Genomic DNA, 21,153 nt, shown 5'->3' with positions numbered 1-21,153 from the left:
CCCCACCTTAATTAATATTTTTATTTGTTTATCTGACAAAAAATGTCAATTATTAGCATTACTTAAATTTCAATTCATTTAAAGCATGATTGATTTAATAAAAGAGTTTCCTATAATAAGTTTATCTACTTTTGAAAACCAATCAGAAACAAAAGTAGTGAATATATAAATTCATAAACAAAGATGTATTAGTAGAGATAAAATCATGGCTAAAATTTCATTAGAAAGCTTAACAAATATTGATGGGTTCGTTGCAGCAGCTTTAGTTGATACAGAAAGCGGGTTGGCGCTAGCAACACAAGGTGGGGGGTCACTTGATTTAGAATTAGCAGCTGCAGGTAATACTGAAGTTATCCGTGCGAAACGTCGTGTAGCTAACTCACTGAAACTTAACGATGATATTGAAGACATTCTCATCACATTAGGTAAGGCATATCACTTAATCCGTCCACTAGAAAGCAATGGCAATTTGTTCCTTTATCTTGTTTTAGATCGTACTAAATCAAATCTTGCAATGGCGCGTCACGAACTTAAAACGTTCGAAAAAGAATTAGATTTCGCTTAATTCTTAATTTAAAAATATTTAATATATTAGGTTTCTTGTATATATTTCCGTTTTACTTATTCAAAATAATAAAATAGAAATAATACAAGCCCCTAATATTAGCCTTTAGTATAATGGCTATTTTTTGCAGTCCAATATTTTAAAAACATTAAAGTGATACTATGAATGGACATTGCATTAATATCGCAATTTCAGGTATAAGTTTAAAAGTTTCAGATGAATTAAAAATAGAACTTAGAAAAACCATACCGCACGAGTTTGGCATTAACTGGATCAATATTGCAGATCCCAATATCGACTTATTATTAATAAATGAAAATTTCTTTGAAACCGAAGGCATTCAACGCATTTTAGAACAAAAACAACTTCCCTGCTTAAAAGTTGCTAAAGGAGAAGGCTCACATCATATCGAACAACACAATACTTTATATTTACCTTTTCAGCATACAGATGCATTAAAAAACTGGATTCAGCTTCGATTGCTCAGCTATCTATCGCACCAACAATCTCAACAGCCAAAGACAGAAACCGTTTCAACACACAATGCAATAAATGCAAAGTATTTGACGGATATGCTCAATCCAGAAAATGCCAGACTTCACCTTTTCGATGATCATGGTACCTTGGCCATTATTGATACACGCAGTCAAATTGCATGGCTAGAACCAACACGGATTCATACAAAAACCAATCACAGCTTTAAATACGAATTTGCAACCACTTCCAATTTCACTAAAGTCTCTCGTAAAGTGGAATATAACTTACAGGACTGGGTCTGGAATCTGTTCTGGCACTCTATGGAGTTCCAGCGTCTCGCACCCAATGAAAATGAATATTATAAAATCGAATACTGGCCTCAGCCTGCTCAAAGCGAAGGTCGTAAAACCGCCCTTCTGCTTTCAGCCTGTTTTATACAAGGCGCCCAGCTTTATCAAGTTGCAACACAGTTAAAACTTCCAATTCAAACGGTTCAACAATTTATCGCTGCCTGCATGATATCTAACAATGGCGGCATTATTCCAGCTTCAGAAAGTCATTACCTAAAAACAGAAGCAGACGAACAAACGATTGAACAAAAAGGTTTTTTAAATAAATTTTTCGGCAAAATCAGACGCCGCTTTGGGCTTTAAGGAATGCTATGATTCTCCAACAATATAAAATTGTCTTTGCAGGAAGCATGGGCGCAGGAAAAACAGAAGCCATTAAATCGCTTTCAGAAATTCCTGTGCTTGCGACTGAAGCATTAAACACAGACAGCCAGGCCCACAATAAGATGCAAACCACGGTGGGTATTGATTACGGTGAAATCACGCTGGATGACGGCGTCAAAATCGGCTTGTATGGTACGCCTGGTCAATCACGTTTTGATTTTATCTGGCCTATGATCTGCCAAGGTGCCTTGGGCGTTATTCTACTGGTCGACCATAACAGTAAAGTGCCGATTGAAGAACTTGAAGCGTATCTGGAAACATTTAAGGATTACACCCAGAATATTTCGATTGGCATTACACACATCGATGAAAACAAAGAGCAATCGACCAGCATCTACCGAGATTGGTTAATTCAGAATGACTATCAATATCCCCTATTTTTTATCGATGCGCGTAAACAAGAGCATATCTTGCTCATGATTGAATCTCTCATTGCAGCATTAGAAGTCAATTTAAAAGCAACAAATTAATTACTTTATAAAAGAGAAGAATTATGTTCAGTATTCCCAGTCAGCAACGTACCGCACCGAAAGAGCTGATCCAGTTTGCCAAGGCACAAGCCAATGATATTCTCATGAATATTCGAGGCGTAGATTATATTATGCTGTGCTCAACGGATGGTTTTGAGTTAGCCGCAATTTATAAGAAGAATCCGTATAACAGTACAAAACTGGCTGCTGTCAGCAGTTCAATTCTGGCGATGGTCACGGCTTTTCTCAATGAAATTCAGCTAACAGGATGCCAAAGTATTACGCTGGATGCTGAAAATGGTAAAGCGATTCTCACCTCTATCCCAGCGCAACATCATCCAATGGTGATGGTGACCTTGAGTAATAAAGATGTACTATTGGGACAACTGCTCTATAGTTTAAAGCAAGCAAGCACAGCCATTTCCGAAGCTGATCAAGCTTAAACGGCTTACCGAAAAAATAATCTGGCATGGTGCAGTCCTTGTCAGATTTTTTTCATCTATACATCTTATAATTTAAAACTCCTTTCTTATTTTCGTTTATGAACACTTGTATATTTTAATAACACTACAGCATTTCATACCGATTCCTAATTCTTTCCAGAAATCTTCATAACTATAAATAAGATATGATTTTTCAAACATCAGATGAATGGTCATGAATTTAAATGATTTAGCAATATTTTTTCATTATTATAAATTTCGAACAAATAACGATCATAAATTTTTCATAAATGAATAATTTTAATAATACATCCCGTATTTGTTCAAACAATTAGCACTATGGAGAGAAAAATGAAGCTGAAAAGCTTAAAAATCGGCGCAGGGGTTGCGTTGTTTATCTGTGGTTTTTCAAGTCAGCAGGCGATGGCCGATTCCTATGTTTTTGTGACCAATACCACGCCACAAACGGTATCGATACAAGTCAACCAAACTGGAGACTCATTACAACAAGGCAATGAATGGGCACAGGAAGCCACACAAATTGCGCCTTACGAAACCAAACGTATTTTACGAATGAACCGTTATAGCGGGATCAAATCAGGTAAAACCTATAACTTTGATACCCTAGTGACCAGCGGCAATTCACAAGTGACCTTAAAACAAACCATGACTGGCACTTGGTCTGGCAGCAACATTCAGCACGGGATTCAAACGGCGACCACAACATCCCCTTGGTATTCAGATCGTAATGTTCATCGTATCAATACCACTTATGCAGGCTTATCCGCTCAGGCGGCAGTAAAAGCTGAATATACAGGAGGTTATGATGACTTCCACTACACTATTCATCAAAACACGGTACAAGAGCCTGTTTCAGCCAGTGCCGATGAACTCAAAGTCCTGACCTATAATATTTATGCCCTGCCAATGGTGGCGAGTAAAATCAGTGAACGTTTGGCTGAACTGCCGAAGCATCTGGATGGTTACGATGTGATTATGATGCAAGAAGCATTTGCCTCCTCGCGTACAGACATGTTGAACCAACTGGCACAACAATATCCGTATCAAACCCATATTCCTGTCGGTTCTGGTTATAACCTGTTTGACAGTGGTCTGGTGATTGTCAGCCGTTATCCGATCGCGAAAACGGCACAATTCATTTATCCAGATTGTACTGGAACCGATTGCTTCGCCGATAAAGGTGTGCTGTATGCTGAAATCATTAAAAATGGTAAGGCTTATCATGTGACTTCAACTCATACCGCCTCATTTGATACCGATGAAGCACGTGCCCTACGCCAAGTTCAGTTCAAACAAATCCGCCAATTGGTCAATCAACAAAATATTCCAAGTTTTGATGCCGTATTGATGGGTGGCGATTTTAATGTGAATAAATTACTTTGGCCGCAAGACTATCAAGACATGTTGAGCAATCTGAATGCCACCGCAGCAACCAGCACAGGCTATACCGCATCGACCTTTGATCCGCGTGTGAATAAATTGGCAGGTGCAGCAGGTTCAGGTGGTTCAACTGTTGAATATCTGGACTATATCGTGGCATCGAATAATCATCGCCAACCCACTCAGTCCCGTAATGATGTTCGTATTTTGCGTACTACGGCTGACCCGCTGTACATGACATGGGATCTCTCAGACCATTTCCCTGTGATGGGCCAATTTAATTACAAGCCATAAACGGAAGAGGGTATGAATAAAAGACTATTGCTGACAATAATAATTGTTGTCGTGGTCTTGGTTGGGATTGTTGTCTGGAAGAGCACCGCCTCTTCCGCTGCAATCCAGCACACCAGATCCACAGTATCTCAGGATTCATCGACACAGATGCGTGATGACAGCATGCCAAATAAAAGCAAGGATGAAATTTTTCAGGACTCGCTCTTAACACAACTCAAAAAATTACAGCAGCAACCTGGCAATATCACTCAGTTTCTCAATGACTTTAAGGCCAACTGCCCTGTATCTGACTGTAATGCTGCTTTGGCAAAAGCCTTGGTGTATTATCCTGATCAAAAGTTTGCACAACTGGTCGCGAATCTACTCAAACGTTTGCCTGAGTATGAGCAGCAGATGCAAAGTACGGTGCTATCCACCTCTTTATCACCGAAAGAGCGTTTTGATCGCTTATGGAAACTGAGAGAGCAGACTTTGGGAAAAGCAGAAACGATGCTTGGTTTTGGGCAAGAGCGCAAGTATGCGGGTTATCGTTTTGCCTATAATGACTTGGCTCAAAATCAAAAACTCAGCGCTGAACAACGTTTAAAAGCCTTTGAACAATTGCAGGAACAATATCCTGATGCAACTCGGCAGGAAAGCAAGATCGGGCAATATCAACAAGCGGTGAATCTGATCAAACAAGGACAATACAATCCTGCTGAAACGGACCGCTTAAAGCAGCAATTACAACAGCAATATTTAACAGAGCAGGAACGCCAAGAAGTTCAGCAAAGAGAACGACGCGAAGCTCAGCAACAGCAGCAAGTCGATCAATACCAGCAAGCCTTGCAGCAGCTACAACAAGAGATGGAACCATTAAAAACACAACTCTCAGACACAGAATGGCAAAAGCAGTATCAAAGCCGTTTAGAGAGTCTACGCTTAAAAATGTTCCCTTAAATCGATCGAACCCAAGCGATCGCTCATTGCGAGGGTTCAATCAACTGATTCAATTAAAGTAATGAAACATTTAATAATTGCTGACGTTTTTTCACCTGCTGCCCAACCTGACCAATCAGTTCCTCGACTACACCATCAACATCGGATTTGATCTGTTGTTGAATTTTCATGGCTTCGAGCACCAATAGAGTTTGTCCTTTCACTACCTGATCGCCGACATTGACCAACAGATTCACAATCGCCCCATCCATCGGTGCTCGGATTTTTCCATCCCCTACAACCTCTGCGGCTTCTGGAGCTGCATAGGTAATATTCTCAATCACCACATTGCCATTGCCTACATCTAAATACAGCTGATCTTGATCAAATACATAGGCCAGCTTACGGCGAACGCCATCACAGCAATAAACAATCTCTTCACCATTGATGCTTATAATTTTGATCGTTGCCTGTTGGTCACATAATTCAACTTTGACCTGCTGCTGATCATTTTGTACATATAGCAATAACTGTTGATCTGCATATTTCAGTTTCAACGGAAATGGCAACGCGATACCTGTTTGCCAAGCCACTTGCTGCTGATTTTGTTGGGTAAATAGTGCGGCTGCTACCGCAAGTGTTTCAATTTTTAAGCTTTGTTGATGCAGACTCACATCATCCTGAAAATATTGCTGAATAAATGCGGTGTTGGTATCTCCAGCAACAATAATCGGATGTCGTAATAAATTGCTCAGGAATTGTTTATTACTATCCACACCCAACAAGACACAATCATCAACGGCGCGAGCGAGCAATCGAATCGCATCCTGACGGGTCTTGCCATAAGCAATGACCTTAGCCACCATCGGATCATAGAATGGACTAATTTCACCTTGTTCTAACATGCCGTGGTCAATACGGACATTCGACAACATACCATCAGCACCCGCAGGTTGCCAACGAAGCACTTTACCCGTTTGTGGCAAGAAATCCTGTCGTGGATCTTCTGCATATAAACGGACTTCAATCGCATGCCCATTCAGGGTCAGTTCATGTTGCTGCAAAGCTAAAGTTTCACCATTAGCAACACGAAGCTGCCATTCTACCAAATCCAGCCCTGTGATCATTTCCGTGACAGGATGCTCGACCTGCAAACGAGTATTCATTTCCAAGAAGTAGAACTCGCCCGATTGATCCAGCAAGAACTCCACTGTACCTGCCCCGACATAATCACAAGCTTTGGCCGCTGCAACAGCTGCCTCACCCATTTTCTGACGAAGTTCAGCAGTCATCACAGGACAAGGGGCTTCTTCGACCACCTTTTGGTGACGACGCTGAATTGAACAATCACGTTCAAACAAATACACATAATTGCCATGCGTATCACCAAAGATCTGGATCTCGACATGGCGTGGGGCAATCACGGCTTTCTCTAAAATCAGCTCACCTGAACCAAAGGCATTTTCTGCCTCTGAACGTGCTGTTTTTAAGGCATTCAATACATCCGAAGCCTGATGGACCAAGCGCATGCCACGTCCACCACCGCCTGCCGAAGCCTTGACCATCAAAGGATAACCAATCTTCTCTGCCTGTTCAGCTAGATAATCAATATCCTGTTGATCCCCTTCATAACCGGGCACACAAGGCACGCCTGCCTGAATCATGGCAATTTTAGACAGGCGCTTGCTGCCCATTAATTCAATGGCAGCAGCGGTTGGTCCAATAAAGGTAATACCATGATCAAGACAAGCCTGAGCAAAGCCAGTATTTTCAGATAGGAAACCATAACCGGGATGTACCGCATCCGCACCTGTCTTTTGGCAGGCTTCAATAATCTTGGCAATGGATAAATAGGATTCTGAAACTTTAGATGCACCGATATAAACCGCCTCATCTGCCAGCTGGACATGGCGTGCATTGGCATCGGCATCTGAATACACGGCAACCGTTTGATAGCCCATCGCTTTGGCCGTTTGCATGACACGAACGGCGATTTCACCACGGTTTGCCACTAATACTTTTGAAAATTTCATTATTTAATCCCTCAAAGCACCGTATGTATAGTTTTGACCGATACGGTGCGCAAAGACATACTTTGCTCTTTTACTGCTCAGTCCAGTTTGGCAAACGTTTTTGAATAAAAGCCATCGTTCCTTCTTGCCCTTCTGCGCCACCGACTGCTTGTGCAAATTGTTGTGCTGCATCATCCAGCAGAGAAGTTAAAGGTTCATTCAGCGTTCGATGTAATAAAGCTTTGGTGGCACGAGAAGCCAAAGGTGCAGCACGCTTAATCTGTTGAGTCGTATCAGCCAGCTGATGCTCCAGTTCAGCGTCATTCTGTGCCAATTGATGAATCACACCTAAATTCAAAGCAGTGTGACCATCAAAACGTAAACCTAATAAAGCCAAACGACGCGTTTGAGTCAGACCAATCCGCTTTACCACGAAAGGCGCAATTTGCGCGGGTAAGATGCCCAAGCCTGTTTCTGGCAAACCAAACTGGGCACTGTCACGACTGATAGCAATATCCGAGACACAGGCTAAACCAAAACCGCCACCAAGTACGGCCCCTTCCAGTACAACAACAACGGTTTGGGGTGCTTGGTCAACCTGCTCAATCATGGCACCAAAACGGCGATTAAAATCGACATAAGGTTGCAAACTGCCACTATTTGCAGCTTCAACACGTAAGCTCGCCATATCCTTAATGTCACCGCCCGCACAGAAATGCCCGCCCTTACCTCTGAGAATGACAGCGCGAATTGATGAATCATCAGCAATCTGGCTAAACACCTGTTGAATGGCAGTGACCATATTCAAGCTCATGGCATTACGGCTTTCAGGACGATTCAGCCATAAGGTCAAAATGCTGCCCTGTTGCTCTAGTTCAATGCTGTCATCAATATTCAAGTCTGCAAGAGAAGTTGAAAACACCATATTCCGTCTCCTAGTTTTTCTGCTTTTTAGGCAGAATATCCATGAGCTTACAAATAATCCCCAACATAATCTCATCTGCACCGCCGCCAATTGAACCTAGACGACCATCACGGAATAGTTGCGACGCTGGGTTATCCCACATAAAACCATTACCGCCCCAATATTGCAGACAGCTATCCGCCACTTCACGGCTTAAACGACCTGCTTTTAGCTTCGCCATTGAGGCCATCATGGTGACATTTTCACCTGCAATATGCTGTTCACATGCTTGATAAGTTAATGCCCGTAAAGCTTCTACTTCGGTCATCAACTCAGCAAAACGGAAATGCACATATTGATTGTTAATTAAGGGCTGACCAAAGGTGGTGCGCTCTTTGGCATAATCAATGGTTTGCTGAATGACTTTTTCCATGCCACCCACCGCATTGGCGCAAGCCCACATCCGTTCTTCTTGGAACTGCATCATTTGCATCATAAAGCCCATGCCTTCTGCACCCACAAGGTTGCGTTGCGGTACACGAACATTATCGAAATAGACCTGTGCAGTGGTGGTTGAACGCATGCCTAATTTATTCAAGGGTTCTGAAAAGCTAATCCCTGCCGTTTTTGCTGGCACAATAATCATGGATTTATTGACGTGTGGCTTATCATCAGAGGTATTGGCAAGTAAACAGAAGAAATCTGCTTGTAATGAGTTGGTGATCCACATCTTGCTGCCGTTAATCACATAGTCGTCGCCATCTTTTTTTGCAGTCGTTTTAATGGCTGCCACATCAGAACCCGCATGCACTTCGGATACCGCAATCGATGCGACATATTCACCACGAATTGCAGGATTTAAGAACTCATCTCGTAGTTCTTTGCTACCAAAACGAGCAAGCGCTGGCGTTGCCATATCGGTTTGCACGCCAATCGCGAGAGGTACACCACCACAAGCAGCGCGGCCTAATTCTTCTGCTACGACAAGGTTATAAGAATAATCGAGCCCTAAACCACCATTTTCCTCTGGCTTGCAAATCCCCAATAAGCCCAAATCCCCCATTTTCTTAAATACATCATGAATCGGAAAACGACCCGCTTCTTCCCACTCAGGAATAAAAGGATTCAATTCATTTTCAACAAACTGACGTGTGGTACGGCGTAAAGCATCATGTTCTGCGGTAAATTTCATTGTTTTTGTTCCTTAAAAATTGTTTTCCCCCTCTCCCTAACCCTCTCCCCAAAAGGGCGAGGGAATCCCTTCTCCCTCAGGGAGAAGGCTAGGATGAGGGTGTTAAAAATTAAAATCTCGACACACCAAATCGTGTTGGATTTAACTCACGTTGTTGTGCTTCAAAAATGGTTTGTAATAAGAAAATCAGTACTTTTCGGGTATCTCTCGGATCGATAATTCCATCGTCATGGAGCATTGCGGTATTGAATAAAGCCGTCGACTGCTGTTCCAGTTTCATTGCTGTACTTTGTTCCAGGAAATCCAGCATCTGCGGATTCGGTTCCATCCCTGATGCTTTCTGTTTACCCTCAGCCACGATACGCAATACCTTACCTGCTTGTGCCGCACCCATTACTGCCACATGCGAATTTGGCCATGCAAAGATAAATTGTGGCGACAAACTGCGTCCACACATCGCATAGTTGCCTGCCCCATAAGAACCCGCAACCACAATCGAGATTTTTGGCACCGTCGCATTAGCGACTGCCTGAATCAGTTTAGAACCATGCTTGATAATACCGTTCTGCTCTGCATCCGTTCCGACCATAAAACCTGTGGTATTGTGCAGGAATAAAAGCGGTCTCTGAGTCTGTTCACACAGATGAATAAATTGCGCCGTTTTAGCCGCACCCTGCGGGGTAATGGGACCATTATTGGTAATGATGCCAATATGCAAACCACCTATTTTTGCCCAACCGCAAACAGTTAAAGCATCATATTCCTGTTTAAATTCCAGAAAGTCTGAATCATCGATAATCCGTGCAATGATTTCCTTCATATCAAAAGGTTGCTTCGGATCTTGAGGAATAATGCCTAACAATTCCTCCGCAGCATAACGTGGTTCTTTATAATTCTGATTCGATTGCGCAGTTTGTTCCTTCCAGTTTAGATGTTCAAAAATCTCACGCGCCAAACGAATACCATCCGCATCATTCTCGGCCAGATATTCAGCCACGCCTGAAACTTGAGTATGCATTTCTGCACCACCCAGCTCTTCAGCCGTTGCAACCTCACCTGTTGCTGCCAATAACAGTGGTGGTCCAGCCAATAACATTTCTGTCTGTTTGCGTACGGCAATCACATAATCAGATAAACCTGGCTGATAAGCACCACCCGCGGTGGCATTACCATGCACTACCGCAACTTGTGGAATTCCCGCAGCAGACAATCGTGCCTGATTGGCAAAGGTCATACCGCCATAGGTAAACACTTCCGCAGCATAGTTCAGGTTAGCCCCACCACTTTCAGTCAAGGTGACCATTGGCAGCTTTTGCTCTAATGCGATCTTTTGCAGGCGGAGGGTTTTATGTACTCCCATCGGTGACATGGTGCCACCTTTGATCGCACTATTACTGGCAGAAACCAGCGCACGTACACCACTGACAAAACCAATCCCAGCGATAACGCCACCACCAGCCTCGGAGCCATCTTTATCATCATGCATGTTGTAGCCAACCAAACCACACAGCTCGACAAAAGGTGAATCCGCATCTAATAACAGGCGAATACGCTCATGGGGCAAAATTTTGCCTTTCTTATCAAACTTGGGTTTTGCCGCATAAGATTTATCGATGCTTTTTTGCTGCACCGCACGCACTTCAGCCAACTGCGTTAATAACGCCTCTCGATTTTGTTCATATTGCTCACTACCCACGGCAATTTCAGATTGGAGAATACTCATCTTTATTCTCCATCAGCGCTATTTTTGAAAATGTCAGGAATAAACGCACGATGGAAGCCATTAAAGGCTTCATTGTTGGTTGCATCTGCCAATGGATACATGCGTGTGCCTTGTGAAGCAGCCCCATCAATACGGAGTGTTACTCCCGAGATAAAAGCAGCGGCATCGGAAAGTAGATAACAAATCGCAGAAGAAATTTCTGACTCTGTCCCCATACGTTTTAACGGGACATTGCTCGCCAGACTTGGAATAATCACTTTGGCAAAATCACCACTATAGTTATCCATGCCCGAAGAAATAATCCAGCCGGGTGCGACTGCATTGACACGAACCCCCGATTTACCCCATTCAACCGAAGCTGTTTTAGTCAGGTTATCGACACCTGAGCGTGCTGCACCTGAATGGCCCATACCCGGCATACCACCCCACATATCTGCGGTCATGTTGACAATGCTGCCACCATGCTTTGCCATCCATTGATTATAAGCTTCACGCATCAGATAGAAGGTTGAATGCAGGTTATTACGGACCACCGCATCAAAACCATTGGCAGAAATATTTTCAAGCGCAGAAGGAAATTGTCCACCTGCATTATTGACTAAACCATCCAGCTTGCCGAATTTTTCAATAACTTCAGCAATCATGTTTTTAACTTGTTCTTCATCACGGTTATCACAGACGATGAAATGAACTTTGCCGCCATCTTCCAGAATTTCCTGACTGACCTTCTCTAGTTTTTCAACTTTACGTCCCGTGATCACGACTTGCGCACCTAAGGATGCCAACTCATGTGTCGTACAACGGCCAATCCCAGAACCACCGCCTGTCACGATAATTACTTTGTCAGCAAATGCATCTGCCCTGAAAATTGATTGATAACCCATGTTTTATGATCCATTCATCTATTATTTTTAACTGATCACACACTACCAAGCAAGTGCTTGGTTTGTAAAGTGCAAAGATGCCTTAATCGTCCGAATTTAAATGTCATTTTTTGCTAAAATATTATTTCTAGTGCTAACATATTGTTCAATTTAAGATTTTTAAACCTTTAAAAACTCACAATGAATACAAGTTATTATCAAAGTTCTATAGATTTATTTTTAAACGAAAATAAAAATGCAATTTTTGGACAACTTGCACGTTACCATCCGCATGATTTAGAAGATTTACAGAAAAATGCTTGGCTTGAACAAATTGATTTTCTAAAAAGAGAGCTTAAAGATTTTTGTGGGCATTTATATTTTGAGTTCTCTATTCCTAGAATGGGGAAACGAGTAGATAACATATTAATTATAAGTAATTTAATTTTTCTAATAGAGTTCAAAATTGGTGACAAAAGTTATTCAAAACATGCTCAAAATCAGACCATTGACTATTGTTTGGATTTAAAAAATTTTCATGAAGGAAGTCACAATAAAACGATTATCCCTATCTTGATTGCGACGAATGCCCCAAGTGTTAACTCAAAGATTGATAGTGCTGTAGGCTTAACCAGTTGCATCCTATGTAATAAAGAAAACTTTAGATCAACATTGATTCAAATTCTAGACCAAGTAAAAACTGAAAAAAGTTTAAATATTCTTTCTTGGGAAAATAGTGCTTACAAACCAACACCCACTATTATTGAGGCCGCTCAAGCCTTATACAAAGGGCATAGCGTTAAAGAAATTTCACGAAGTGATGCCGGTGCAATTAACCTATCAAATACCTCTATTCTAATAAACAAAATTATCGAAAACTCTAAAGTCCAACATAGAAAATCAATCTGCTTTTTAACAGGTGTTCCTGGTGCAGGAAAAACGCTTGCAGGTCTAAACATTGCGAATGAGCGACTAAAAGCAGATGAATCAGAACACTCAGTATTTCTATCGGGTAATGGTCCATTAGTTGATGTCTTGAGAGAAGCATTGACTAGAGATTCAGTAGAATCTGCTAAAAGGAGTGGCCAGAAAATTTTACGTACAGAAGCTGAAAGGAAAGCAAAAGCTTTTATCCAAAATATTCATCATTTTAGAGATGACAATTTAAGGACGCCTCATGCCCCGATTGAAAAAGTTGTCGTTTTCGATGAAGCACAAAGAGCTTGGCAAAAAGAACAAGTCTCTAAGTTCATGCAACAGAAAAAGGGAATCCAAAACTTTGATATGTCTGAACCCGAATATCTAATTAGTGTAATGGATCGACATAAAGATTGGTGTGCAATTATATGTTTAATTGGTGGCGGACAAGAAATCAATACAGGTGAAGCTGGCGTTTCAGAATGGATTGAGTCGCTAAAAACAAAATACCAATCTTGGGATATTTATTATTCGGATAAGATTTTGGCTGAACCTAATACCTATCTAAATAATTTAGATTTATCAAACTGGTTAGAACAACATGGACATCAAAAAACTGATCTTCATTTATCCACCTCAGTTCGCTCATTTCGAAGTGAAAAAGTTGCATCCTTGATCCAAGCCATTTTAGACAATAAAAATGATCAAGCCACTAAAATTTATCAAGAAATTAAACACAATTATCCCATTAAAATCACTAGGGACTTAGCCAAGGCAAAAATCTGGTTAAGAAATCAAGCTAGAGGTACTGAAAGAATTGGGTTGATTGCAAGTTCAGGTGCTAAAAGACTAAAAGCAGAAGGCATCTATGTTAAGAATGATATATCTCCAACTGATTGGTTTTTAAATACTCAAGATGACATACGATCTTCTTATTACTTAGAGGATATCGCGACTGAGTTTGATATCCAAGGACTTGAAATCGACTATACATGTATAAGCTGGGATATAAATCTCTATTACGAGAATGGTTGGCAATTCCAAAGTTTTAAAGGTTCTAAGTGGCAAAATATTAAGAAAGACGCAACCAAAAACTATCTTCTAAATGCTTATAGAGTGTTACTGACTCGAGCAAGGCAAGGTATGGTTATTTTTATTCCGGCTGTAGATGGTACAGATCCAACAAGACCTCAAAAATACTATGACTCAATCCATAACTATCTTCTCTCTTGTGGGTTAGATATATTGTAAAAGACATAGGAGTTTCGCTTGTACTGCATTACTCAAACGCCCCCTATATCAGGTAAATATAGCTCAAAATATCAGTTTTCTAGGCACTTTCACCGGCATATCCAATAATTGCTGTGCAAAGGCTTTACCTTGTGGATCGATTCTCAAGCTGGCAATCCCACCACCACCCAAAGCATTTTCCAACATGAAATTCAGCGCATTCATCTCTGGCAATTCATAACGAATCACTTTTGATTTTTCAGGATCTAAAACATGCTGCATATACGCGGCAACATTGGCCTCAGTCAGTGCTGCACGAATCCAAGGTAAATATTCCGCTTGGCGTGCAATCACCCCGATATTGCTATGATTGCCCTTATCGCCACTGCGTGCATGTGCCACCTCAATCAAAGGCACTTCGATCTCATCGCCTTGATAGGTTGCCACTTCACCGACGGGATGTAGCTCGACAGTTGATCCCTTTTGCCCCGTAGGAATCTGTACAGTGTAACGTTGTCCAGCAAAATCGACTTCTATGTTTAATTGATCTTTATCAATCAAAAATGAAAATAATTTCACCACTGCCGATGCTTTAGGACGACCTCCGACAATCCCTGCCAATGCAGGTGCCATTCCCGTTGAAGCTTGGGCAATTTCAGAAGCAAAGAACATACAAGCTTCTTTAAACAGATGTTTGACCGCGATTTTGACCACGACTTCACGGCTGTCTTTGATTCGGGCATGTGTGCCATAGGTACTTTCAATCCCAAGGATCTCGACTGATTTTTCGCTAAACGGTGGGACTGATCGTAACGCCAATACGCGTTCACATTTATTCAGAATAGCATCAGCAATCACTTGAGCTTTTTCTGGTGCTTCACGGCCTGCAATCAAGAAACTGACCAAGACACGATAACCATCTGTATAAGTGGCACTGACTTTATATTGCTGGGTGGGCGCACAACCTGTTGCACCAGTCACCTTGACTCGATGTTCGCCCACCTGTTCTAAATGGACTTGACTAAAATCAGCAATCACATCAGGTAAAAGATAGGCTTGCGGATTGCCAATCTCATAGACAATTTGCTCTGCTACAGTCGCAGTTGAAACAAGCCCACCTGTCCCTTTCGGCTTGGTCACGATGAATGAAGCATCAGCACTGACCTCTACGATTGGAAAGCCCATATTGTCAAAGCCTTGAACCAGACGCCAATCGGTAAAATTTCCACCTGTACATTGCGCGCCGCATTCAATCACATGCCCTGCCAATGAGCCTTGTGCTAACTTGTCATAATCCTCAAGTGACCATTTATACTCATGCAATAATGGTGCAAGCACAACCGCTGAATCGACCACACGACCTGTAATCACAATATCTGCTCCTAAGTCGAGCGCATCGCGAATCGCAACAGCGCCGAGATAAGCATTACTACTGGCAACATGTGCAGGTAAAGTATTGCCATTAAACATTTCTTGAATATCTTGTTTTAATAATTCGGCATGCTTGGGTAATACGTCATCCCCTAACACCACTGCAACTTTTAAATTTAAGCCCTTTTCATCAATGATTTTTTGTAATGCATCACGGCAAGCCAGTGGATTTACCCCACCCGCATTACTGATCACTTTTATTTTTTTCTCAGCAATTTTATTGATCAGTGGTGACATGACACGACTGACAAAATCCAGTGCATAACCATGACTTGGGTCCATCATCATCGCCTTCGCCATAATCGACATGGTAATTTCAGACAGATAATCAAAGACCAAATAATCAATATTACTCAAATGCACCAACTGAAATGCAGCGGTGTTGGTATCGCCCCAGAATCCTGATGCACACCCGATTTTGACTACCCTCTGGTCATCCTGTTTGACACTTGTCATGCGCTTTCTCATTGTTATTGCTAAAAACGCATTAACATTACCAAGCAAGTGCTTGGTTTGTAAAGTGCATAATGCTATGCTGTATTGGCAAAAACAGTCAAGCGCAAGCAACTGCTTGTTATAAAAAGATAAGACAATGCATCAGATGAATTTTGTTACAATGTACCTCAGCTTAAATAGGATAGACGGATAGGCATGATCGCAACTTCAATTGAACAAATCCCCAAAATTGTTTGTTTTGATGACAGTCCCCGTGGCCGTTTATTGCAAGGTGCAGCCTATCTTTTTTATAAACAGGGTTATGACAAAACCACGGTTCGTCAACTCGGTGAGTTTATTGGAATTCAATCTGGCAGCTTATTTCACCACTTTAAAAGTAAAGATGAAATTCTGGCGACAGTGATGGAACAAACCATCATTTATAACTTTGCCCGCTTAAAAGAAGCGGCTGAACGCTCAAGCGATCCTGAACAGCAATTACGCCACCTCATCAAAGCTGAATTATTATCAATTGCTGGTGATACAGGTGCGGCTATGGCAGTACTAGTACATGAATGGTTTGCGCTATCAAAGGAAAAACAAGATTACCTTCTGAAAATGCGTAATGAATATGAGCAAGTTTGGCTGGATGTGATTGAAAAATTACGTGCTCAAGGCAAAGTGAAACACGATGCTTTTATTTGGCGTCGTCTGCTCGGTGGCTCGATTTCTTGGACGGTGACATGGTACAAACCCGAAGGTAAAGTCAAAATTGATGAGTTGACTGAAATGGTTTGGGAAATGGCTGTGAAATGAGTCCAGTCTATTTACGTAAACCTCAACTCAGCGATTTAGCTGAAATCAAACATGCCTACCAAAATAGTGTTCAACTACACCAGCCGTGGACCTATCCGCCAACTGATTTTGAGCACTACCTCGCTCAAGAATATCGTTATTTCGTCTGCTTGAAGGAAAATCATGCCATTGTTGGCACCTTTAATATCTCGAATATTATTCGTGGTTACTTTCATTCTGCTTATTTAGGCTATGAAGCCTTTTCTCCTTATGCAGGACAAGGCTATATGCGACAAGGGCTACAACTGGTTTTAAAAGAAGCATTTCAAACACTGAATCTTCATCGACTAGAAGCCAATATTCAACCAGACAATCTACCCTCTATTCGCCTTGTCGCAAATGCTGGTTTTATAAAAGAAGGCTTCTCCCGCCAGTATCTACGAGTCGGCGGAAAAGAATGGAAAGATCATGAACGTTGGGCAATTTTAAATTCGGATTGGACAGATCAGAAATATCAAGCCTTTTAATCGTTGAGATATATGATGTATTAAGATAGAAATAAACTGATGCCAATTCTTCAGGCGAAATATATGCAACGCATAATCATGATTTTACTTTCCAGCCTAATACTGGGTTGTACAGATGATATTGTTACAACCAAGTTTACAGATTTGCAGCATGCGAAAGCTGAACATGCGTTTGAACGTGGTTGGTTACCTCCCATTTTACCACCGAGTACAAAAAATATTATTGAAATAAATGATTTAGATCTAAGCAGAGGTGATGGCTCTTTTAACTTTTCACCTACAGATCTCAACTATTTTAGTGTTCAAGGTGCTATTCCAATTAAAATAAATAATGCGACCCGAGGTAAAAAGAAAGAAATGCAGGATCAGGGATTCCAGTTTTTAGTCTACGCTCAGGGTTCATCGATTTGGTATATCGCAGTTCATCCTGAGGGAAAAGGAGCTTATTGGGTTGAACCCATACGGTAAGCCCCTAGCGATCAGTTTAATAACCCAATTGTTTACTAATTAAATCTTTCATAATTTCTTCTGCACCACCACCAATCATATTCACCTTTACTTCACGATAAATACGTTCGGATTTAGTACCGCGCATAAAGCCCATTCCACCTAGCGTCTGTACCGCAGCATCTGCACAGAATTGCATGGTTTGAGTAGCAACATTCTTCAGCATACAAATCTGGGCAATCAGTTCACTACCTTGCAGTTCAGGCTTGCCCAAGCGATAAGCGGTATCCTCGAGTAAAGAACGGGTTGCAGTCAGACGAGTGGCCATATCTACCAGCTTATGACGCATCACCTGATGATCAACCAGACGCTTGCCAAAGGTTTGACGTTGCTGTGCCCAATCCAGTGCCTCTTCATAGCAAGTCAAAGCAAAGCCATAACTACTTGCAGCAAGGAAAAAACGCTCCATATTGAAGTTATTCATAATCACTAGAAAGCCCATGTTTTCAGGACCCAATAAATTGCTGGCTGGCACTTTAACGTTATCAAAATGCAAATGCGCGGTATCTGATGCCCACCACCCCATTTTGTCCAGTTTCGTTTTGCTGATCCCTTCACTATGGGCATCAATCAACAGCATGGATATACCATTTGCACCTTTGGCATTTGGATCAGTACGAACCGCAACAGAATAATAATCTGCTCGCATCCCTGAGGTGATAAACGTTTTTTCTCCACTTACCAGAAAATAATCGCCGTCTCGGACAGCTTTGGTTTTAAGTGCTGCCACATCCGACCCACCACCAGGCTCCGTAATCGCCAATGCCGAGATCTTTTCACCTGATAAAATCTGTGGAAGTACGTAAGCTTTTACCTCTTCATTTGCAAAATGCTGGATCGGTGGCGCGCCAATCGTATGTGAAAGTAAAGAAGCGGCCAAACCACCCGATGCACATTTAGCCAGCTCAATAGAAGCTAACAAGGTATAAAATGCATCTGTTCCCGCAACCCCACCATATTGCTCTTCAAACCCGAGTCCCAACAAACCAATATCTGCGGCTTTCTTATAAAGCTCTCTGGGAAAGGTCTCACTTTCATCCCATTCATTGATAAAAGGTGAAATCTCTTTTTCTACGAAACGTCGAATACTCTTGGAAAATTCAAGATGCTGCTCGTTATAGTACAAAGGATTAAGGTGCATATCTGCTTCCTAGCAATTATTCATCATTGTTTATTGAATGAGCACTAAAGTAGCAAAACCAGAAAAACCAAGCAAGCGCTTGGCAAAATTAAAAGTTAAAAAATACTTAGAAAAGCCCGTGAAGATGAGAAAACTATATTTTTAATCGTCCACGAAAGCCACGAGTCGCATAGTAAGATTGCGCCCCATTGTGATAAGTAAAGACTCGACCATAACGGCTATCACAAAAAATTGCACCGCCCAATTTACGCACATCTTCTGGCGTTTTGACCCAACTTGAGGTTTTTAAGTCAAAATGCTCAACAGACTGTAACTGTCTATATTCTTCTTCTGTTAGCAACTCAATTCCGATGGCCACTGCCACCTCAACCGCATTATTTTCTGGTTTATGTTCCTTACGCGCATCTAAAGCGGCACGATCATAACAAAGGCTTCTACGCCCTTTTGGTGTTTCCACGGCACAATCATAAAAGATAATTTCAGATGATTTTGAATCCAATGAAACTACATCTGGCTCTCCACCCGTATCTTCCATTTGATTAAGAGACCATAATTTTTCTGGCTGCTGGTGCAATCGATCTTCGATATCAGCCCAATTCAAACTCTTATGTCGATGCATATTTTTTTCAAAACGCATCTTTAATATCTCTAATAGTGCTGCAACTTCTGCGGGATCTAACTTTTTATTCTTGGTCATTTTTATACTCTAAATTTTATAACTACACCGAACGGCCATCAAAATGATTGATCTTGATACTTTCTAAATCCAGATCATCAATACAACGCACATTGATCGCACATATCGAAATCCCTTTTGGATCAGTGCCTATCGCATAGGAATGAATACCACAGTCCTTGCAGAAATGATGCTCAATCACATGCTTATTAAATTGATAAGTCGCCTGAGCGTCCTCTTCAACAGTAATTTCGACTTCGCTTTTCGGTAAAAACCAGAGCAAAGAGCCTTTTTTCTGGCAAATTGAACAATTACAAGATAATGCTTCAGTCAGCTCACCCTGAGCAATGAAGGTGATTTTTCCGCAATGACAACTTCCTTTGTATTCCATCTTTTTTTCCTTTTTGATTTTCTATCTATTTTTACAGCACAGCATGGATAAATTCAAATCTGGTTCTGTTAATCAGTGCTTATACAAACTTAACTCCAGAAATGTTGGCATTGTTGGCACTTGGTCCCATGTTTATAAGAAAATAATGGAAAACCCAGCACTAAGAAAACAAAATATGCAGGCCGCTTCCCTTCTGTATAAGGCTTTATATCTGTGCTTCCGCAATTAGGACAGCATTCACTTAAACCAAACTCTTGTTCTAATTCCTGACTAAAATCTTGAGCCAGTAATGCTTGCGCCTCTTCCAAATAATTTTCGGGAACTAACAAGCGAACACCACCCAATGCATTGGAATAAAGCCAATCCATATTAATGGTATGTTCATTTTCGATACGGGCAGGAATTTCAGCAGCTTCCAATTGTGTTTTAGCAATTTGTGCTTCGTAGGGAAAAGAATATGTTTCAGCAACAACCCATTGCATAAGAATGCCTAAAAGGAATAAAAATGAATTTTAAACTCTCTCAACTATACATTGTTATGTATTTTCGCTATGAAATTTTTCCCATGCTATCGATTCTATATTGCCAGTCAGTTCATTTGATTCCTCATCAAATAGCCTATACATGATTTGATGCCGACCAATTGATGCACAGCCATCAAGACCGAGTAAGATGGTATACAACGCATCAGTTAAAGCTTCTGAAACAATTTTTTTCGTTAAGTTAATTTGCTCACTATTCATTCCGGACTTTTCTAATAGACTGATTCGTGATATTTCAGAATCAACAGTAAAGTAACTCTGGATCAGATCATCTCTTAAAAGTCTAAATTCCTCTACGAATTCTTCTGAAGTCATGGCAAGGTTATTATTGATCATTTAAATTTCATCCTTTTATTATTTTGATTCAACCTATAAAACAATAACATATTCCTCAAGAGATGCTATTCAATGTAGTTTCCCCACGCAATAAAAAACACCCCCAACCGTTAGGTTGGGGGTGTTTAGATTTAAAAGCTGGCGATGACTTACTCTCACATGGCAAGTGCCACACTACCATCAGCGCTAAGAGGTTTCACTTCTGAGTTCGGGAAGGGATCAGGTGGT

21 protein-coding genes and 1 rRNA gene are annotated in these 21,153 nt (G+C 41.3%); 10 read left to right on the top strand and 12 right to left on the bottom strand.

From position 1 onward, the window contains the following. Positions 1-205: 205 nt before the first annotated feature. The 6 genes from PJ15_RS06850 (at position 206) to PJ15_RS06825 (ending at position 5,323) form a co-directional block, all read left to right on the top strand. The gene (locus PJ15_RS06850) at positions 206-565 is read left to right on the top strand and encodes a hypothetical protein (protein WP_004775651.1); all 360 of its coding nucleotides are present in this window, start codon (positions 206-208) and stop codon (positions 563-565) included. Between the two features lie 161 nt (positions 566-726). Next, a complete protein-coding gene (locus PJ15_RS06845) occupies positions 727-1,695 on the top strand; it encodes a hypothetical protein (protein WP_004775653.1) in 969 nt (322 codons plus the stop codon). Between the two features lie 8 nt (positions 1,696-1,703). Next, on the top strand, positions 1,704-2,246 hold the full coding sequence (locus PJ15_RS06840; RefSeq protein WP_047429239.1) for a GTP-binding protein: 543 nt from the start codon (positions 1,704-1,706) through the stop codon (positions 2,244-2,246). Positions 2,247-2,269: 23 nt separating this feature from the next. Continuing rightward, positions 2,270-2,689, top strand: a complete 420-nt coding sequence (locus PJ15_RS06835; RefSeq protein WP_004775657.1) for a roadblock/LC7 domain-containing protein — start codon at positions 2,270-2,272, stop codon at positions 2,687-2,689. Positions 2,690-3,040: 351 nt separating this feature from the next. Continuing rightward, positions 3,041-4,384, top strand: coding sequence for a sphingomyelin phosphodiesterase (locus tag PJ15_RS06830; RefSeq protein ID WP_047429237.1), 1,344 nt, complete (start codon positions 3,041-3,043; stop codon positions 4,382-4,384). Between the two features lie 12 nt (positions 4,385-4,396). Beyond that, positions 4,397-5,323 (top strand): lipase secretion chaperone, encoded by a 927-nt coding sequence (locus PJ15_RS06825; protein ID WP_047429234.1) that lies wholly within the window; start codon positions 4,397-4,399, stop codon positions 5,321-5,323. A 53-nt stretch (positions 5,324-5,376) separates the two neighbouring features. Here PJ15_RS06825 and PJ15_RS06820 read toward each other — a convergent pair whose 3' ends face one another. The 5 genes from PJ15_RS06820 to PJ15_RS06800 form a co-directional block, all read right to left on the bottom strand. Then, positions 5,377-7,335, bottom strand: a complete 1,959-nt coding sequence (locus tag PJ15_RS06820) for an acetyl/propionyl/methylcrotonyl-CoA carboxylase subunit alpha (protein WP_047429232.1) — start codon at positions 7,333-7,335, stop codon at positions 5,377-5,379. A 70-nt stretch (positions 7,336-7,405) separates the two neighbouring features. Further along, positions 7,406-8,239, bottom strand: coding sequence for an enoyl-CoA hydratase/isomerase family protein (locus PJ15_RS06815; RefSeq protein WP_047429230.1), 834 nt, complete (start codon positions 8,237-8,239; stop codon positions 7,406-7,408). Positions 8,240-8,249: 10 nt separating this feature from the next. Next, on the bottom strand, positions 8,250-9,410 hold the full coding sequence (locus tag PJ15_RS06810) for an acyl-CoA dehydrogenase family protein (RefSeq protein ID WP_047429228.1): 1,161 nt from the start codon (positions 9,408-9,410) through the stop codon (positions 8,250-8,252). A 109-nt stretch (positions 9,411-9,519) separates the two neighbouring features. Next, positions 9,520-11,133, bottom strand: a complete 1,614-nt coding sequence (locus PJ15_RS06805) for an acyl-CoA carboxylase subunit beta (RefSeq protein WP_047429225.1) — start codon at positions 11,131-11,133, stop codon at positions 9,520-9,522. 2 nt (positions 11,134-11,135) lie between these two features. After that, the gene (locus tag PJ15_RS06800) at positions 11,136-12,017 is read right to left on the bottom strand and encodes an SDR family oxidoreductase (RefSeq protein WP_047429223.1); all 882 of its coding nucleotides are present in this window, start codon (positions 12,015-12,017) and stop codon (positions 11,136-11,138) included. 180 nt (positions 12,018-12,197) lie between these two features. Here PJ15_RS06800 and PJ15_RS06795 point away from each other — a divergent pair, with 180 nt between their 5' ends. Beyond that, positions 12,198-14,165, top strand: a complete 1,968-nt coding sequence (locus PJ15_RS06795; RefSeq protein ID WP_047429221.1) for a DUF2075 domain-containing protein — start codon at positions 12,198-12,200, stop codon at positions 14,163-14,165. A gap of 63 nt (positions 14,166-14,228) precedes the next feature. Here PJ15_RS06795 and PJ15_RS06790 read toward each other — a convergent pair whose 3' ends face one another. Next, positions 14,229-16,031 carry an acyclic terpene utilization AtuA family protein gene (locus PJ15_RS06790; protein WP_047429219.1) on the bottom strand — a complete coding sequence of 601 codons (1,803 nt, stop codon included), beginning with the start codon at positions 16,029-16,031 and terminating at the stop codon, positions 14,229-14,231. Positions 16,032-16,226: 195 nt separating this feature from the next. Here PJ15_RS06790 and PJ15_RS06785 point away from each other — a divergent pair, with 195 nt between their 5' ends. From PJ15_RS06785 to PJ15_RS06775, 3 genes are all read left to right on the top strand, one after another. Next, positions 16,227-16,826 carry a TetR/AcrR family transcriptional regulator gene (locus PJ15_RS06785; RefSeq protein ID WP_005226741.1) on the top strand — a complete coding sequence of 200 codons (600 nt, stop codon included), beginning with the start codon at positions 16,227-16,229 and terminating at the stop codon, positions 16,824-16,826. After that, entirely contained in the window at positions 16,823-17,332 is a 510-nt protein-coding gene (locus PJ15_RS06780) for a GNAT family N-acetyltransferase (protein ID WP_047429216.1), read from the top strand. The genes PJ15_RS06785 and PJ15_RS06780 overlap by 4 nt, the downstream gene beginning before the upstream one ends. A gap of 63 nt (positions 17,333-17,395) precedes the next feature. Next, positions 17,396-17,800, top strand: coding sequence for a hypothetical protein (locus PJ15_RS06775; RefSeq protein WP_047429490.1), 405 nt, complete (start codon positions 17,396-17,398; stop codon positions 17,798-17,800). Between the two features lie 16 nt (positions 17,801-17,816). On the opposite strand, the gene PJ15_RS06770 is transcribed toward PJ15_RS06775, so the two are convergent. From PJ15_RS06770 to rrf, 6 genes are all read right to left on the bottom strand, one after another. Continuing rightward, a complete protein-coding gene (locus PJ15_RS06770; RefSeq protein WP_047429214.1) occupies positions 17,817-18,980 on the bottom strand; it encodes an acyl-CoA dehydrogenase family protein in 1,164 nt (387 codons plus the stop codon). A gap of 133 nt (positions 18,981-19,113) precedes the next feature. After that, the gene (locus PJ15_RS06765; protein ID WP_047429212.1) at positions 19,114-19,677 is read right to left on the bottom strand and encodes a DUF4256 domain-containing protein; all 564 of its coding nucleotides are present in this window, start codon (positions 19,675-19,677) and stop codon (positions 19,114-19,116) included. Positions 19,678-19,699: 22 nt separating this feature from the next. Further along, a complete protein-coding gene (locus PJ15_RS06760; protein WP_047429210.1) occupies positions 19,700-20,047 on the bottom strand; it encodes a GFA family protein in 348 nt (115 codons plus the stop codon). Between the two features lie 89 nt (positions 20,048-20,136). Then, on the bottom strand, positions 20,137-20,529 hold the full coding sequence (locus tag PJ15_RS06755; protein WP_047429207.1) for a DUF2007 domain-containing protein: 393 nt from the start codon (positions 20,527-20,529) through the stop codon (positions 20,137-20,139). 54 nt (positions 20,530-20,583) lie between these two features. Continuing rightward, the gene (locus tag PJ15_RS06750) at positions 20,584-20,925 is read right to left on the bottom strand and encodes a hypothetical protein (RefSeq protein ID WP_052138574.1); all 342 of its coding nucleotides are present in this window, start codon (positions 20,923-20,925) and stop codon (positions 20,584-20,586) included. 136 nt (positions 20,926-21,061) lie between these two features. After that, positions 21,062-21,153 (bottom strand): 5S ribosomal RNA (rrf, locus tag PJ15_RS18200); the annotation flags it as partial.

Source organism: Acinetobacter sp. neg1, assembly GCF_000788125.1.
Classification (GTDB): domain Bacteria; phylum Pseudomonadota; class Gammaproteobacteria; order Pseudomonadales; family Moraxellaceae; genus Acinetobacter; species Acinetobacter vivianii.
Note: the sequence above shows the minus strand (reverse complement) of the source record. Positions and strands in the feature narration are given on the sequence as shown.

Coding starts and splice junctions, on each gene's coding strand:
- PJ15_RS06815 (WP_047429230.1), bottom strand. CDS start 8,239: ATGGTGTTTTCAACTTCTCTTGCAGACTTGAATATTGATGACAGCATT.
- PJ15_RS06820 (WP_047429232.1), bottom strand. CDS start 7,335: ATGAAATTTTCAAAAGTATTAGTGGCAAACCGTGGTGAAATCGCCGTT.
- PJ15_RS06750 (WP_052138574.1), bottom strand. CDS start 20,925: ATGATCAATAATAACCTTGCCATGACTTCAGAAGAATTCGTAGAGGAA.
- PJ15_RS06765 (WP_047429212.1), bottom strand. CDS start 19,677: ATGACCAAGAATAAAAAGTTAGATCCCGCAGAAGTTGCAGCACTATTA.
- PJ15_RS06785 (WP_005226741.1), top strand. CDS start 16,227: ATGATCGCAACTTCAATTGAACAAATCCCCAAAATTGTTTGTTTTGAT.
- PJ15_RS06755 (WP_047429207.1), bottom strand. CDS start 20,529: ATGCAATGGGTTGTTGCTGAAACATATTCTTTTCCCTACGAAGCACAA.
- PJ15_RS06790 (WP_047429219.1), bottom strand. CDS start 16,031: ATGACAAGTGTCAAACAGGATGACCAGAGGGTAGTCAAAATCGGGTGT.
- PJ15_RS06835 (WP_004775657.1), top strand. CDS start 2,270: ATGTTCAGTATTCCCAGTCAGCAACGTACCGCACCGAAAGAGCTGATC.
- PJ15_RS06780 (WP_047429216.1), top strand. CDS start 16,823: ATGAGTCCAGTCTATTTACGTAAACCTCAACTCAGCGATTTAGCTGAA.
- PJ15_RS06825 (WP_047429234.1), top strand. CDS start 4,397: ATGAATAAAAGACTATTGCTGACAATAATAATTGTTGTCGTGGTCTTG.
- PJ15_RS06775 (WP_047429490.1), top strand. CDS start 17,396: ATGCAACGCATAATCATGATTTTACTTTCCAGCCTAATACTGGGTTGT.
- PJ15_RS06760 (WP_047429210.1), bottom strand. CDS start 20,047: ATGGAATACAAAGGAAGTTGTCATTGCGGAAAAATCACCTTCATTGCT.
- PJ15_RS06805 (WP_047429225.1), bottom strand. CDS start 11,133: ATGAGTATTCTCCAATCTGAAATTGCCGTGGGTAGTGAGCAATATGAA.
- PJ15_RS06845 (WP_004775653.1), top strand. CDS start 727: ATGAATGGACATTGCATTAATATCGCAATTTCAGGTATAAGTTTAAAA.
- PJ15_RS06830 (WP_047429237.1), top strand. CDS start 3,041: ATGAAGCTGAAAAGCTTAAAAATCGGCGCAGGGGTTGCGTTGTTTATC.
- PJ15_RS06850 (WP_004775651.1), top strand. CDS start 206: ATGGCTAAAATTTCATTAGAAAGCTTAACAAATATTGATGGGTTCGTT.
- PJ15_RS06770 (WP_047429214.1), bottom strand. CDS start 18,980: ATGCACCTTAATCCTTTGTACTATAACGAGCAGCATCTTGAATTTTCC.
- PJ15_RS06840 (WP_047429239.1), top strand. CDS start 1,704: ATGATTCTCCAACAATATAAAATTGTCTTTGCAGGAAGCATGGGCGCA.
- PJ15_RS06810 (WP_047429228.1), bottom strand. CDS start 9,410: ATGAAATTTACCGCAGAACATGATGCTTTACGCCGTACCACACGTCAG.
- PJ15_RS06795 (WP_047429221.1), top strand. CDS start 12,198: ATGAATACAAGTTATTATCAAAGTTCTATAGATTTATTTTTAAACGAA.
- PJ15_RS06800 (WP_047429223.1), bottom strand. CDS start 12,017: ATGGGTTATCAATCAATTTTCAGGGCAGATGCATTTGCTGACAAAGTA.